The 15,210-nt window shown below is 34.0% G+C and carries 12 protein-coding genes; 4 read left to right on the top strand and 8 right to left on the bottom strand.

Features of this window, described 5'->3' with window-relative positions:
- Positions 1 to 34 precede the first annotated feature (34 nt).
- From EV145_RS07895 to EV145_RS07910, 4 genes are all read right to left on the bottom strand, one after another.
- Positions 35 to 991: an aldo/keto reductase gene (locus EV145_RS07895; protein WP_133524673.1), complete on the bottom strand. Its 957-nt coding sequence runs from the start codon at positions 989 to 991 to the stop codon at positions 35 to 37.
- A gap of 305 nt (positions 992 to 1,296) precedes the next feature.
- Positions 1,297 to 3,594: a beta-glucosidase BglX gene (gene bglX / locus EV145_RS07900; RefSeq protein ID WP_133524674.1), complete on the bottom strand. Its 2,298-nt coding sequence runs from the start codon at positions 3,592 to 3,594 to the stop codon at positions 1,297 to 1,299.
- Between the two features lie 283 nt (positions 3,595 to 3,877).
- Complete coding sequence (locus EV145_RS07905) at positions 3,878 to 5,257, bottom strand: sialate O-acetylesterase (protein ID WP_133524675.1); 1,380 nt, start codon at positions 5,255 to 5,257, stop codon at positions 3,878 to 3,880.
- Positions 5,247 to 6,341, bottom strand: a complete 1,095-nt coding sequence (locus EV145_RS07910) for an SGNH/GDSL hydrolase family protein (protein WP_133524676.1) — start codon at positions 6,339 to 6,341, stop codon at positions 5,247 to 5,249. Before EV145_RS07910 ends, EV145_RS07905 begins: the two co-directional genes overlap by 11 nt.
- Before the next feature lie 207 nt (positions 6,342 to 6,548).
- Here EV145_RS07910 and EV145_RS07915 point away from each other — a divergent pair, with 207 nt between their 5' ends.
- Entirely contained in the window at positions 6,549 to 7,052 is a 504-nt protein-coding gene (locus EV145_RS07915) for a C40 family peptidase (RefSeq protein WP_133524677.1), read from the top strand.
- A gap of 116 nt (positions 7,053 to 7,168) precedes the next feature.
- Here the strand turns inward: EV145_RS07915 and EV145_RS07920 are convergent, their stop codons facing one another.
- Complete coding sequence (locus EV145_RS07920) at positions 7,169 to 8,749, bottom strand: murein L,D-transpeptidase (protein ID WP_133524678.1); 1,581 nt, start codon at positions 8,747 to 8,749, stop codon at positions 7,169 to 7,171.
- A gap of 179 nt (positions 8,750 to 8,928) precedes the next feature.
- Positions 8,929 to 9,342, bottom strand: coding sequence for a DUF1573 domain-containing protein (locus EV145_RS07925; RefSeq protein ID WP_133524679.1), 414 nt, complete (start codon positions 9,340 to 9,342; stop codon positions 8,929 to 8,931).
- A gap of 166 nt (positions 9,343 to 9,508) precedes the next feature.
- On the opposite strand from EV145_RS07925, the gene EV145_RS07930 reads away from it, so the two are divergent.
- The 3 genes from EV145_RS07930 to EV145_RS07940 all read left to right on the top strand — a co-directional run bounded on the left by EV145_RS07930 (position 9,509) and on the right by EV145_RS07940 (position 12,342).
- Complete coding sequence (locus EV145_RS07930) at positions 9,509 to 10,771, top strand: sensor histidine kinase (RefSeq protein ID WP_133524680.1); 1,263 nt, start codon at positions 9,509 to 9,511, stop codon at positions 10,769 to 10,771.
- Positions 10,768 to 11,454, top strand: a complete 687-nt coding sequence (locus EV145_RS07935) for a response regulator transcription factor (RefSeq protein ID WP_133524681.1) — start codon at positions 10,768 to 10,770, stop codon at positions 11,452 to 11,454. The genes EV145_RS07930 and EV145_RS07935 overlap by 4 nt, the downstream gene beginning before the upstream one ends.
- Before the next feature lie 123 nt (positions 11,455 to 11,577).
- Positions 11,578 to 12,342 carry an MBL fold metallo-hydrolase gene (locus tag EV145_RS07940; protein WP_133524682.1) on the top strand — a complete coding sequence of 255 codons (765 nt, stop codon included), beginning with the start codon at positions 11,578 to 11,580 and terminating at the stop codon, positions 12,340 to 12,342.
- A 246-nt stretch (positions 12,343 to 12,588) separates the two neighbouring features.
- Here the strand turns inward: EV145_RS07940 and EV145_RS07945 are convergent, their stop codons facing one another.
- Both EV145_RS07945 and EV145_RS07950 read right to left on the bottom strand, forming a co-directional pair.
- Positions 12,589 to 12,903 (bottom strand): GIY-YIG nuclease family protein, encoded by a 315-nt coding sequence (locus EV145_RS07945; RefSeq protein WP_133524683.1) that lies wholly within the window; start codon positions 12,901 to 12,903, stop codon positions 12,589 to 12,591.
- Between the two features lie 45 nt (positions 12,904 to 12,948).
- Positions 12,949 to 15,174: a B12-binding domain-containing radical SAM protein gene (locus EV145_RS07950; RefSeq protein ID WP_133524684.1), complete on the bottom strand. Its 2,226-nt coding sequence runs from the start codon at positions 15,172 to 15,174 to the stop codon at positions 12,949 to 12,951.
- Positions 15,175 to 15,210 lie beyond the last annotated feature (36 nt).

Genomic DNA, 15,210 nt, shown 5'->3' on the forward strand with positions numbered 1-15,210 from the left:
GTGCGCCTCTACTATTATGCATATCTAAAAATTGTTACGCTAATATTTTCTCAATCGCATTCAATTCATCTCCTGTAAACTCAGTATTCTGCAAACAATCAATATTATTACACAATTGTTTCACTGAACTTGCGCCAATTAAAACCGACGTAATTCGTTTGTCTTTTTGAAGCCAAGCCAAAGCCATTTGCGCCAAAGATTGATTTCTATTTTGAGCAATTTCATTCAGTTGAATCAATTTCTGAATTCTTTCTGCGGTAACCTCATCTTCTTTCAAATGCCCGTTTGGATTGTGCGCTCTTGAATTTTCCGGAATTCCGTTTAGATATTTATCAGTCAAAAGTCCTTGTGCCAAAGGTGAAAACGCAATGCATCCCACTCCTTTTTCTTCTAAAACGTCAAGCAAACCGTCTTCAACCCAACGCTGTAGCATTGAATATTTCGCCTGATGAATTAAACACGGCGTTCCCAATTGTTTCAAAACATCAACCGCAACACGAGTCTGCTCAGCCGAATAATTACTGATTCCAACATAAAGAGCTTTTCCACTTCTAACGGCGTAATCCAAAGCCATCATCGTTTCTTCAATAGGAGTTTCTGGATCTGGGCGGTGCGAATAAAAAATATCGACATAATCGACTTTCATTCTTTTTAAACTCTGGTCTAAACTTGAAAGCAAATATTTTCGAGAACCCCAATCTCCGTAAGGTCCATCCCACATTGTGTAGCCGGCTTTGGTTGAAATTATGATTTCATCACGCAAATTTCCCTGAAAATTATGCCACAGGATTTTACCAAAATTAGTTTCGGCAGAACCTGGAACAGGTCCGTAATTATTAGCTAAATCAAAATGAGTAATTCCTTTATCAAAAGCTTCTACAGCAATACTTTCGGCATTATCAAAATTATCCACCGATCCGAAGTTATGCCATAATCCTAAAGAAATTTCAGGCAACAATAACCCGCTTTTTCCACATCTGTTATATTTCATTATTTTAGTTTAAAGATTGTAGTTTAATAGGTTTTAAAGGTAAAAAAAAGTAATAAATAAAGCTGCTTTTTTTTAATCTCGCAAAGGCGCAGACTCGCAAAGTTTTTTTGATTTTCTTTGAGTTTTAAGTTTTCAATAGCGTACAGCTTTAGTTGGATGAAATATAAACGAACTATAAAGGCTTTAGCCAAACTAGTAAAAGTTTGGCTAAAGCCTTTATAAACTTAAATCTTAAACCTCCTGTTAAAACTGGAGGCTATTCAAAAAAAACTTTGCGACTCTGCGCCTTTGCGAGATTAATTTTTTTAGCCTTTTATTTCAAAACCACTCTCCAAACCTTTATCAGAACTTCCTCCAACCATAATTTTAAAAGTTCCTTCTTCAACTAAATATTTCCCTTCGTTATCATAAAAACCAAGTTCTTTATCCGTTAAAGTAAAAGTTACCGTTTTAGTTTCGCCTTTTTTCAGGTTTACTAATTCGAAGCCTTTTAATTCTTTAATTGGGCGAACGATACTGGCGAACTCATCATGAATGTACAATTGTACCACTTCTTTTCCGTCATAATTTCCTGAGTTGGTTATCTCAACAGTAACCTCAACTTTTTCTCCTTTTGCAAAAGAGGTTTTGTTTATTTTCAGATTTTTATAATCGAATTTAGTATAACTCAAACCAAATCCAAACGGAAACTGAGGCGTTTTCTCCACATCCATATAATGCGACCAAAACACATTCTTATCACTATCAATAGGTCTTCCTGTACTGTATTTGTTGTAATAAATTGGAACCTGTCCCACATTTCTAGGAAACGACATTGGCAATTTTCCACTCGGATTATAATCCCCGTATAAAACCTGCGCCACAGCATTTCCGGTTTGAGTTCCTAACTGCCAGGCTTCTACAATTGCTGGAACATTTTCAGCTGCCCACGGAATACTCAACGGACGACCATTATTTAAAACCAAAACCACATTCGGATTCACTTTGTAAATTTCCTCTAATAATTCTTGCTGTAAACCTGGCAAATTCAAATCAGTCCTACTTCTTCCCTCTCCACTTTGGAAACCGTATTCTCCTAAAACCATTACGACAACATCAGCATTTTTTGCAGCCGTTTTTGCAGCCTCAAAACCACTTTTATCTGTTGTATTGAAAACCGTTTCAGTTAAAAAAGTTGCTTTTTGTTTTAGTAAATCAACTCCTTTTTCAAAAGTCAGCTGATTGTCTTTGTATTGCTGCATTCCTTCTAAAACCGAAACCGCAGTATTATCATCTGCTGCAATTCTCCAGCTTCCTAAAGGACTGTTTTTATCGTTTGCCAAAGCACCAATCAAAGCAATTTTTTGTCCTGATTTTTTTAGCGGAAGCAAATTTTTATCGTTTTTCAGTAAAACAATCGACTTCTTAGCCATGTCTAAGACACCGTCATTATTGGCTTTGTTTCCAATCGTAGCTTTTTCACGTTTTTCATCACAATATCTGTACGGATCATCAAACAATCCTAATTCAAATTTCACACGAAGAATTCTGCGAACGGCATCATCAACCAAAGCTTCTTTTACTTTTCCTGATTTTACTAAATCAACTAGTTTTGCCACATATAAATACGATTCCATATCCATATCAGAACCAGCATTTACAGCTTTTGCAGTTGCATCGGCTTCGTCTTTTGCATAACCGTGCGCAATCATTTCGCGAATCGAAGCATAATCCGAAATCACAAAACCATCAAACTTCCATTTTCCTTTTAAAATATCTCTTTGTAAAAATGCATTTCCAGTCGCTGGAACTCCATTCAAAGTATTAAATGAATTCATAAACGTACGAACTCCGGCTTCTACAGTCGCTTCAAAAGGAGGCAAAACCGAATTATACAATTTAGAATTGCTGATATCCACAATATTATATTCTAATCCAGCTTCAACATAACCATAAGCGGCAAAGTGTTTTGCACAGGCCGCAATAGTATTTACTTTAGCTAAATCAGCAACAGTTTCACCTTGAAAACCTTTTACTCTTGCATAGCCTACTTTGCTTCCTAAATACGGATCTTCTCCCGCGCCTTCCATCACACGTCCCCAACGCGCATCATTTGCAACATCGACATTCGGACCAAAAGTCCAGTTAATTCCAGATGCCGAAGCTTCATCCGCAGCAATTGCCGCCGATTTTTTAATCGCTTCTAAATCCCAACTCGCCGCTTCAGCCAACGGAATTGGACTTAATGTTTTATAGCCATGAATAACATCAAAACCTATAATCAATGGAATTCCCAAACGGGTTTCTTCGACAGCAATTTTCTGCACGGCACGAACTTCTTTAACACCGCGCACCGTCAGCATTGAACCAACTAGACCTTTTCTTAAATGTTCATATTTTAATTCCGCAGTACCGCCTTTTGGAGCCGGCCCAGTAACATCCCAAAAACCGTTATATTGATTCATTTGCCCTACTTTTTCCTCCAAAGTCATCAAAGGCAAAAGCAAATCGATTCTTTGTTCAATAGTTTTGTTTTTATCCAGATACGGCTTTTTTTGTGCATTCATATTTCCAACAGTAAACAGGGCAAAAACCCCAATCGTTATTATTTTTTTATTTTTCATGGTTAGATAGTGGTTTATATTTTGGGCGTGTCCCTCCGGGTCGGGCTATACGTTTCAAGTCCTCGCACTTCCTTCGTCAGGCTGTGGGCTTTCCACTGCTATCCCTCACGCGAAGCTTGTTAAAAGAACTTTTTTCGCAATGACAATCTTTGTGGCTTAACTTTACGGGACTTCGACTCCGCTCAGTCTGACAAAAAAATATGCAAAAAATCTAAAGTCTAAATCTTTGTTCTTTCTTCTTTACTCTATTTTCTATTTTCTATGTTCTATTGTCTAAAATCTCTCACTCCGCAATAAAACAAGAAGCCGGCAAATTCGCCTTATTAAACAAGTCAGGCTGAATTGTGTTTCCCCAGGCAAATCTCACTTTCGCTGGATTTGGAACTTTCTTGCTTGTCAAAAGCACTTCATTATTTTTTATCGAAGCCTCTGCAGGAAAGAAATTTCCATCGGCGCCAGCTACTTCAAACTGATTGGATGTTTTATTTTTGAAATACAATCCGTCAGCATAATTGAAAGAAACAGTGATTTTATTTTTCTCGATTTTAATGTCTTTAAAAAGTGGTCCGTTAACCAAATTAGAATTGACTTTATACGTTTCGACCAAAGCCAAATTTGCCAAACGAATTCCAACCGATTTTTTATTTTTCGGATGAATATCAATCGTATCTGAAATATCTGAAGTTAAAACCATTCCGGTTTTAGGAACTTCAGTCAGAACTTTTCTTTGAGAATTTCTAACCGTAACATTTGAGAAATTATTACTTCCGGTTTTATATGGTGCGATTTGGACGAAATAAAAAGGGAATTCGTCCTGCCAGGCTTTTCTCCAAGAAGAGATTAAAGCTGATAATGTTTTGTCGTAAACCAAAGAACCCACGTTTGATTCACCTTGATACCAAAGTGTTCCCGCAATTTTAAATCCAACAAAAGGATAAATCATGGCGTTGTAGGCACGTCCGGGTTGTCTTGGTCCGTATTCTTGTTCGTTTAATTTTTTGGCATTTTCTAATAAAAGAGGATCATTCTGAACAACTTCTTCTGGCATCCAAATTTCCGCCGGAGTTCCTCCCCAATTCGAAGAAATTAATCCGATTGGGACATTTTTTAAATCTTCGCGTAAGCGTTTGGCAAAAAAATAGCCAATAGCGCTGAAGTATTTCATGGTTTCCGGAGTCGACTCGGTCCAGTTCCCTAAAAGATTATTTTGAGGTGTCGTTGCTGTTAATTTCGGAACGGTAAAAAAACGAATGTTTGGATTCGTCGCGTTTTTCATTTCTTCTTCGCCGTTGTCAATTCCCCAGCTTGCCGACATTTCCATGTTGGATTGTCCGGCGCAAACCCAAACTTCTCCAATTAAAATGTTTTTTAGAATAACTTCATTGTATCCTTTTATAGAAATCGTGTAAGGCCCGCCCGCTTCAGGCGTTTTGATGTGAAGTTCCCATTGCGCCTGATTATTGGCAACGACTTTATATTCCAGATTATTCCAGCTAGAAACCAATTTAATTTCTTCCTTTGGATTAGCCCAACCCCAAATTTTCACTTCAGAATTGCGTTGCAAAACCATATTGTCGCCAAAAATATTCGGAAGGGAAACGTTTGCCATCATAGTACTGGAAATCATCAGAAAGAAAACAAACTTAAATATATTATTTTTCATTTAACAGCTTTTTTAAAAACGGAGCATATTGACCAGCCATTACTTTTTGATCTGCAACGTCAGGATGGCCTAAACACCCATTTGATTTCATTGGTTTGAATTTGAAAATCAAAATTGTTTTGTGTTCTTTATCATTCGCAAAAGCATTTTTAACTTTATTCAGACAATCTTCAAAAACAATAGCTTTTTCTCCGTTAACCATCGGACTGTTTGTAATTACAATTTGTGCTTTCGGATTATGAACGTAAAGCATTTTTATAAAATTGATGTAATTCGAAACATACTTATCGGCATTAAACGGGAGACGTTCTTTCTTTCCGTCACCGCCAGAAAAATCATTTGTTCCTAAAGCAATACTGATAATATTTGGCTGAAAAGCAAAATCATATTTAGGTTTTGAATTGTCTTTGGTCAAATATAAATTCTGATAAACCTCTGGCATTATGGCTTCGTCTTTGTTTTCATCATTCCAGTTTCGATACATTCCGATTCCGGAAACAGAGCTAGTCAAATAATCGACATCAATTGCTCTTGAAAGTGTTGGCCCATAAGCATAGTATCCGTTATGATGATCCATATATTCTCCTTTGTCACAGTCAACAGAATCACTTGCTGCGGCACAGGTAATAGAATCACCAATAAATTCGATTTTCTTTTTCTTTTTTGATGAAATTGAAGTCAGTTTTGCAGTTGTTCCAGCAAACAAAATACCGCCAGTACGTGCTTCCGTATTTTTATAAATTTCGAGACGATGCTCTTTTCTATTTGAAGTTGCTTTTATTGGAAAAGATTGTAGTGCGCCTTTTTCAATTTTAATTTTCCCAAGATATTTCCCATCTAAAACTAAAGCAACATAATTATGGTGTTCATAAGAATCAACACTTTGAAGCGAAATCGAACATTCATTTCCGCTAAAATTAAAAGAAACCGAAGAAGCAGTTCCAATTAAAATTACATTATCATTTTGAAGTTTTTCAACCCTTCCTTCATATAAAAATGTTTTATTCTGATTTTGGGTTTGTGAAACAGAAGCAGTTGCAATCAGCAAAAACAAAATTAAAAACGGTAATTTTTTCAGAAACATAAGTTATTTGTTAAAATATAAATAGATTCACAAATATATCTGAAATATGGCAGACAGAAAGATACTAAAACATCAAAATGCAATAAAAAAACACCAAGGAAATACATCAACTTTCAAATTCTAACTGCAAAATCTTACAAAATAAAAAGTTTTTTCTTTGAATTTCAAAAACAACGGTCTACTTTTATGGATTAAACTTTAGTAAAAATGAAATTTTATCCCTTTATTCTTTTGCTGTCGCTTCTTTTATTCTCTTCTTTTATTACAAAAGAGGAAGATACACCAAAACGGTTTGATAAAACTCAGAATGAAATTGATCGAGATTCAATTGTTGATTATGCTAAAAAATATTTAGGAACGCCTTATTTATATGCGGGCAATGATCCAAAAAAAGGTTTTGACTGCTCCGGTTTTGTGAGTTATGTCTTCAAAAACTATGGCGTTACTTTACCCAGAAGCTCCGGCGAGTATAAAAATATTGGCACCAAATTAAACCCCGACGAATTTAAAGTGGGAGATATTTTGGTTTTTTATGGATACAAAGACAAAACAATCATAGGTCATCTTGGTATTATTTGTGAGGCTAATGGTATGAAGTCGAAATTTATTCATGCTTCCTCTGGAAAAGTAAACAGTGTTACTATTACTTCTCTAGATACAGAACATTATACTAATCGTTTTTATAAGTGTATTGATGTTTTGAGTAAATAAGTTTTTTTCGCCACAGCTCGAGCGCTAGCGAACTGGCGAAGCAATTACACGAATTTTCACGAATTTTGATTGAAAAATAATTAGTGGAAATTCGTGTAATTCGTGGCAAACCCTTTTTATTCCTCCGTCAATAATTTTAGAAGACTTTCATCTCTTTGATAAATATCTTTATAGAAATTTAACTCGCCTTTTCTATCTACCCAAGCAGTAAAATAGCCAATATAAACAGGAACTTTCTTTTTTAAGCTTACCCAATTTTCTTTTCCGGCATGCATTGCTTTGTCAATTTTTTCCGGTGTCCATCTTGGATCTTGTTTTAAAAGTTCAATCGCTAATTCTCTTGGTTTTTCAACACGTACGCAACCATGACTGAAGGCTCGGCTTTCTCTTCCAAATAAACTTTTAGAAGGTGTATCATGCAAATAAATATTACTTGAATTTGGAAACAAAAACTTCACTAATCCAAGCGAATTGTTTTTTCCAGGCAACTGACGAACAGCGCCATTATTCCATTCCAGATTTTTCTGTGCCAAATAATTTTTGTTTTTGGCCATTCCGGGTTTGATTTCTTTATTGATAATACTTGTGGGAACATTCCAATACGGACTAAAAACAATATTATTCATCATACCGCTAAAAATAACGGTTTTGGTCATCGCTTTTCCAACCACAACTGGCGATATAAAAGCAATTTCATGATCACGAATCAAGTACAATTTAAACTCCGGAATATTGACTTCGATGTATTCTTGTCCTTTTTCCAATTTAGGATCAATCCATCTGCAACGCTCCATATTGACGATAATCGTTTTGATTCGGTCTGAAACTGGAATATTCAGTTCATCAATATGTTCTTTTAATATTATATTTTTTGGAAGCAATCCGTGATGTATTTCATAGCTTTTAATTGCCTTAATCAAAGTCGTATCACATATATTGCTTTTTGTGTTTTCTTTAAGATCGCCCGTAATAAAAAGTCTTTCTCTAATTTGTCCTATGGCGTCAACAGAATCTCCAACTTTAAAACTTTTAAAACCTTCCTCAACTTCAACATTTTTCCATCCGCCTTTTTTTTCAATTTCTCTATATTGATGAAGCGCATCGCGAAGCTTGTAATATTGACTGAACATTTTGCTCTTTTTGTCATCGCTTATCGTAGCTTTTTCATAAATAGAATCTGAAAAAACTTTATAATCAAGTTTTTTTCTAGGCAAAAGCCATTCTAATTTTGTTACTGTTTTTTCATCGGCACCAGAAATTTTCTGCACATAGTAAAAATACAGGTTTGAAATCATCAAATCGGTATCAATTTTTGACAATTTGTTGTCTGCAATATTATCAAAAACAGCATTTATGTTTTCGTTGTAAGGAAAATTAGCACTCAAACCTTCTGCTTCCAATCCTCTGTATTTATTGAATAAAGTATTTCCAAATTCGACAACACCTTTGTTGTCCAACCATAATTGAGTCGATTTTTTTTCTTTGTATAAAGCCAAAACCTCACTTTGAAATTTAACCAACTTTGGGTAGGCTTCATAAAATTTAGAAACTTCAACACTGTCAATATGAAGTTTTAATTCCGGCACCACTTTTTCTGAAGTCTTTTTTAAGCCTTCCTCTTTTTTTTCTGGTTTTGAATTACATGAAAAAACTAAAAACAGAATAATAACAACGACAGGCGAATAGAAAATTTTCATAATAATATTTTTAATAAAAATAAAAAAGATTTAATGAAAACAAAGTCCTTTTCTAGAAAAATAATAGAGACTTTACAAAGCAAAATTTCACTACAAATCAACTCTAAAAAAGGCACAAAAAAGTCCCAAATACTCTACCTATTTGGGACTCGCGATATAACCAACCTATTAAAATTCTATTAGATTACTGTTCCTTTTAAAGTAAGTACTTTAGGAGTAGTTTCGGCACTTGTCGTAACAGTTACTGTTTTTGTAAAAGTACCTTTGTTTGCTGCATTATAAGTTGCTGTAACTTTAGCAGTTTTCCCTGGCTGAATTGGTTCTTTTGTGTAATCTGTTGCTGTACAGCCACAAGACCCTTGAACATTTGTAATTACAACAGCTGTTTTTCCAGTGTTTTTAAATTCATAAACTATAGCTTTTGGAGTTCCCTGCGGAATTTCACCAACATCTATAGTTTCTGCTTTCCAAACAACTGTTGAAGCTGTCGCTGATTCTTTTGTTTCAGAAACCAAAGATTTTACAGGAGCAACTGCAGAGAAAGACATTAAGCCTAATGCCAAAGCTAACATGGAGATTTTGATCATTTTCATAGTTAAATATTTTAATTGGTTTATAATTCTAAATTTGTATTCCAAAAGTATTTCAGATAAATTCAAATCGCTGTTAACCGCTTTCAAATCTTTGTTAATGACTTGTTAACTGCTGTTTTTAAGCATAAATTTCATTAATATTACATTTTTAAAAAGACATTTTCCCTTGAAAATTAATAGACTCAACAGTATCATCCTCCTCGGATTAATTGCCATTATAAGTATTTTGGTAGCGCAATTGCTTTGGACAAAAGAAGCTTTTACGTTAGAACAAAAAAAGCTCAGCCAAAAAGCACATATTGCTTTGCTTGAAGTTGCCAGAAAATTATATGAAGGAACAGATCGCGAACCATCATGCCAGAATCCTGTTAGAAAAATTTCGAACGATTATTATATTGTAAACATCGACAACGAATTTGAGCCTGATATTTTAGAATTTTATCTGAAATCAGAATTCAAAAAAATGAATATTACAACCGATTTTGAATACGCGATGTATAATTGTCAAAGCGACGAAATGGTGTATGGAAATTATATTTCTTTGTCGCAGAAAACAAAAGCAAAAAAGACAGTTTCTTTTCCTAAACACAAAAATCTGGTTTATTATTTTGCTGTACGTTTTCCTAATGAAACGACCTATTTATTTAGTTCAATGCGTTTTTGGTTTGTACTTTCAACTGCTTTAATTTTAATTTTGCTGATTTATGTTTATTCGATTTTTAAACTTTTACAGCAAAAAAAATATTCTGAATTACAGCGGGATTTCATTAATAATATGACGCATGAATTTAAAACTCCTTTATCGTCAATTTTAATTGCATCGAAATATTTAATTGAACAAAATCCTATTAAGGAAGATAAAAAACTGCATACTTATACTGATATTATAATCAACCAGAGCCATAAACTGAATAATCATATTGAGAAGATTTTGAATATTGCAAAATCTGATTATGCGCCTTTAGCATTACAAAAAGAAGTAGTTTTAATTGTTCCAATTATTGAAGAAACAATTGAGAATATTCAATTAAAGTATCCTGAAGCTACTATTAATATTGAAAGTTCCTCAAAAGAATTTCTATTAGAAACAGATGTCTTTCATTTTAATAATTTGGTTTATAATCTGCTGGACAATGCTGTAAAATATTGCAATGAAAAACCTAATATTGTTATTCAAATTGCAGTAGAAAACCAAGTTTTGAAATTAAAATTTATAGACAACGGAATTGGAGTTTCTCCTAAAAACATTTCTTTTATCTTTGATAAGTTTTATCGCGCTCAAAACGAAAAAAGCAATGAAGTAAATGGTTTTGGACTTGGTTTATACTATGTAAAAGAAATCTGCAGTCTTCAAAACTGGAAAATAAAAGCCGAAAATAATTCTGAAAAAGGCATCACTATAACTTTGTCAATTCCTTATAAAAAATGAAACAGTTCAAAATACTTTATACCGAAGATGATGAAACTTTAGCTTTTTTGACCAAAGATAATTTGGAACAAAATAATTACGAAGTAGTCCATTGCTGCGACGGGCAAATAGGTCTGCAAACTTTTAAAAAAGAAAAATTTGATATTTGTATTTTTGACATTATGATGCCAAAAATGGACGGTTTTGATTTAGCAACCGAAATCAGGAAATTAAATACTGATATTCCGATTATTTTTCTTTCGGCTAAAACTTTAAAAGAAGACCGAATTAAAGGGCTCCGTTTAGGTGCCGATGATTATCTCGTAAAACCATTTAGTATTGAAGAACTGCTTTTAAAAATTGAGATTTTTTTAAAACGTTCTCAAAAAAATACGCCATTAGAAAAATTGGTTTATGAAATTGGGAAATATAAATTTGATACCAGCAATTTTATTCTTTTTAATGAAAATGAAAAAATTAGCCTCACGCAGCGTGAAGCCGAATTGCTGAAGCTTTTTCTGGATAATAAAAATTTAGTTTTAAAAAGAGAGCAGATTTTAACCGCACTCTGGGGAACTGACGATTATTTTATGGGACGAAGCCTTGATGTTTTCATCTCTCGTCTTCGAAAAATTTTAACAAGCGAAAAAGGAATTTCGATTGAAAATTTACACGGAATTGGTTTTAGATTTTCTGTAGAATAGTTCTAATTTGATTACAGATCCTTTTTTTGTAAGCAAATCTTAACAATTCTGATAAAAATATAGAAAAATCTGTAAAAGGATTTCTAAAAATCTTTGTATTTTTAAGTTCTAATTTTCCCCGATATGAAATTACATCATTTACGTAACGCTACTTTAGTTATTGAAACGGAGCAACATGTGATTTTAGTTGATCCGATGTTAGGAAAAAGAAAAACGATTCCGCCATTTACAATTTTTCGATATAACCCAAAAAGAAATCCACTGGTTTCTTTACCAAAAAACAGCAGAGAAATTTTAAGCAAAGTAACTATTTGCCTGATTACACACCTGCATCCTGATCATATAGACAAAGCGGGTGAAGTTTATTTAAGAAGAAAAAGTATTCCGGTTGTGTGCAGTTCAAAAGATGAAAAAGAGCTTACAAAACGAGGCTTGAAAATTGTTCAGACTTTAAATTATTGGGAACCTCAACCTTTTTTAGATGGAAGAATCATTGGGATTCCCGCACTTCATGGCTATGGTTTTATAGCAAAATTGATGGGAAATGTAATGGGTTTTTACATTGAACTCGCAAACGAAAAATCAATTTACATAAGTTCAGACACTATTTTCACAGATGATGTGCAAAAAGCACTTATTGAGCTCAAACCCGACATTGCAACCGTTGCCTGCGGAACCGCAAGATTAGACATTGGACAGCCTTTATTGATGCGCATGAACGATATTTTGAAATTTACTGCATTAGCGCCCGGAAATGTGTTTGCCAATCATCTTGAAGCCTTGAATCACTGCCCAACCAAACGTGAGGATTTAAAAATGGCTTTGGCAGAAAATAATCTGTTATCAAAAACCGCTATTCCTGCTGATGGGACTTTTGTGGAGTATTGATTTTTATTATTATATCTCGCAAATCTTTGTAGAATCACTTGCGGAGATTCCTAGTTCCTCGGAATGACATACTAAACTAATAATGTAACTTTTGCTAATCTTTGTCGAGCTACTTGAGGAGATTCCTCATTCCTCGGAATGACAAACTGAACGGAAAATCCTTTATCAATAATCAATTATTTATGCAGTAACCACAAAGTATGTCATTCCGAGGAACGAGGAATCTCCGCAAGTAACTCCGTAATGCTATTCAAATAAATAATTCAAAAAACAGAATTCAGGATTAATTGTTTTTATTAATTCAAGTTTTTTACTTCGATCCCAACCTTTAATTTCCTTCTCTCTTGCAATTGCTTCTTGAATCCAAGTAAATTTTTCATAAAACAATAAAAATTGAGCATTATACTGTGAAGCAAATGTCTTCTTTTTTGATAAAATATTGTCTTGATGCTGATTTAACCTTTTCCTTAAATTATTGGTAACTCCCGTATAAAAAACGGTTTTTGCTTTATTCGTTAAAATATAAATGTAGTAAGTATGGTAGCCTTCTTGATGATACATAAATAGAATTTCAAATTTTAAATAAAAATAAGAAAATTCTTAAAATCACAAAACCAACAACCCAAACTCGCGCAACGTATTTACAGGCTTAGAATACCAAAACAATTCAAAATCCTCTAATGAAGTTTCAAAATCACTTTTCACTTCCTGAAAAGTATAATTTTTAGTACCTGAAACGGAAATATTTGTCAAAATTGAAAGCAGCCATTCACCTTCGTCTTTACTGGTCTGAATGGTGAAACTTTCTTTTTTATCATGAAAAGTCAAAGACATCATTTCCCAGCTTCTTCCTTTTTTTGATTTTGTGAAAATTTCTGCAGCAGGTTTTCCACCAAGCCAAACTACTTTTGCATTTGGTTTTGTATTGAAATCGTTTTGTTCTTCAAGCGCATTAAATATAAAATCGGGATCAATTTTAGTTTTCGGAATTTTAAAATCGAACCAATCCTGCAGTTCATAATCAAAGCAGATTCCGTGCATGAAATTAAAAAGTGATTTTTTCAATCCGAAACTAAATTTGTCATGATTGATTCCCGTTGAATCCGTATAATCAATATCATTATTAGCAAAAGTTCCAATAGTCTCTGTTTTTTTTGTCACACCAAATTTTTCCGGATACAATCCAACCGGACTATGCGCCGTCAATGCAAATTGATGCCAAAATCCCGATTGCAAAACTCCAGCTTCAAACAATTGGCGAACCATTTCGAGGCTATCAACCGTTTCCTGAATAGTCTGAGTTGGATATCCATACATTAAATACGCATGAACCATAATTCCGGCTTCAGTAAAATTTCGCGTAACTTTTGCAACTTGTTCGACCGTAACACCTTTATCTATCAATTTCAAAAGTCTGTCTGAAGCCACTTCTAAACCGCCAGAAACGGCAATACACCCAGAAGCTTTTAAAAGCAGACACAAATCTTTAGAAAAACTTTTTTCAAATCGAATGTTTGTCCACCAAGTTACAGCCAGTTTTCGTTTTAAAATTTCGAGTGCTACAGCGCGCATCAAAGCTGGCGGTGCGGCTTCATCAACAAAGTGAAAACCATTCTGCCCTGTTTGTGCGATCAATTCTTCCATTCGATCGCAAAGCAAACTTGCTGCAACGGGCTCGTACACTTTTATGTAATCTAAAGAAATATCGCAAAAAGTACATTTTCCCCAATAACAGCCATGCGCCATAGTGAGTTTATTCCAGCGCCCGTCGCTCCACATTCTGTGCATCGGGTTTACTATTTCGATTACCGAAATGTATTTATCCAAAGGCAAATCTGAATAATCTGGAGTTCCTACGTAAGCTTGTTTGTAATCGTGTTTTAAGGAATTATTTTTGTAGACAACTTCTCCATTTTCTAATAAAAAAGTTCTTTTATAACGCTTCTCGACTTCGCTCGAAGTGACAGAATTTGGATTTTCTAAATTGAAAATTAATTCTTCAATTGGAACTTCTCCGTCATCCAAAGTAATAAAATCGAAAAACTCAAAAACGCGTTTATCCGAAAGCGAACGTAATTCGGTATTTGGGAAACCACCACCCATTGAAATTTTAATTTCGGGATGATTTTGTTTTACCCATTGTGCACATCGAAAAGCGCTATATAAATTTCCAGGAAATGGAACTGAAATTAAAAACAATGTTGGTTTTACGTCTTCAATTTTAGCTTTTAAAAGTGAAATTAAAATCGAATCAATATAAGTTGGTTTCTGCTGAAGCGTTTCATACAATTCATCAAAAGAATTGGCACTTCTTCCCAAACGTTCTGCATATCGGCTAAAGCCAAAATTTTCATCAACACATTCTACAATAAAATCCGAAATATCTTCGAGATATAAAGTTGCCAAATGTTTTGCTTTATCCTGCGTTCCCATTGTTCCGAATGCCCAATCCAATTCTTCTAGCTGAGCAAAACGAGAAGCTTCGGGCAAAAAATCTTCTTGACAAATTTGTAACGCTAATGTTGGATTTTTTCCTTGCAAAAACTGAATTACAGGATCAATCGTTTTAATGTATTCATCCTGCAACGCAAAAATTCTTTTGGAGTTATCAGAAATTGTATTTCCAATAACTTGAAACTTTGAACCTGAAACGTGAAACAAATCTAAAAGTCCTTTTTTCGAAAACAATTCCAAAATCACATCAATACCTAAATCAGCCTGAACCGATTCGATGTTTTTGGTATTCAGGAAACCTTTTATATACGCCGTAGCCGGATACGGAGTATTCAGTTGGGTAAAAGGCGGCGTAATTATAAAAAGTTTTGTTTTCAAAGGGAATTATTTTTTGCAAAAATAAGGGATATTTAG

It is taken from the genome of Flavobacterium sp. 245 (assembly GCF_004362055.1).
GTDB lineage: Bacteria > Bacteroidota > Bacteroidia > Flavobacteriales > Flavobacteriaceae > Flavobacterium.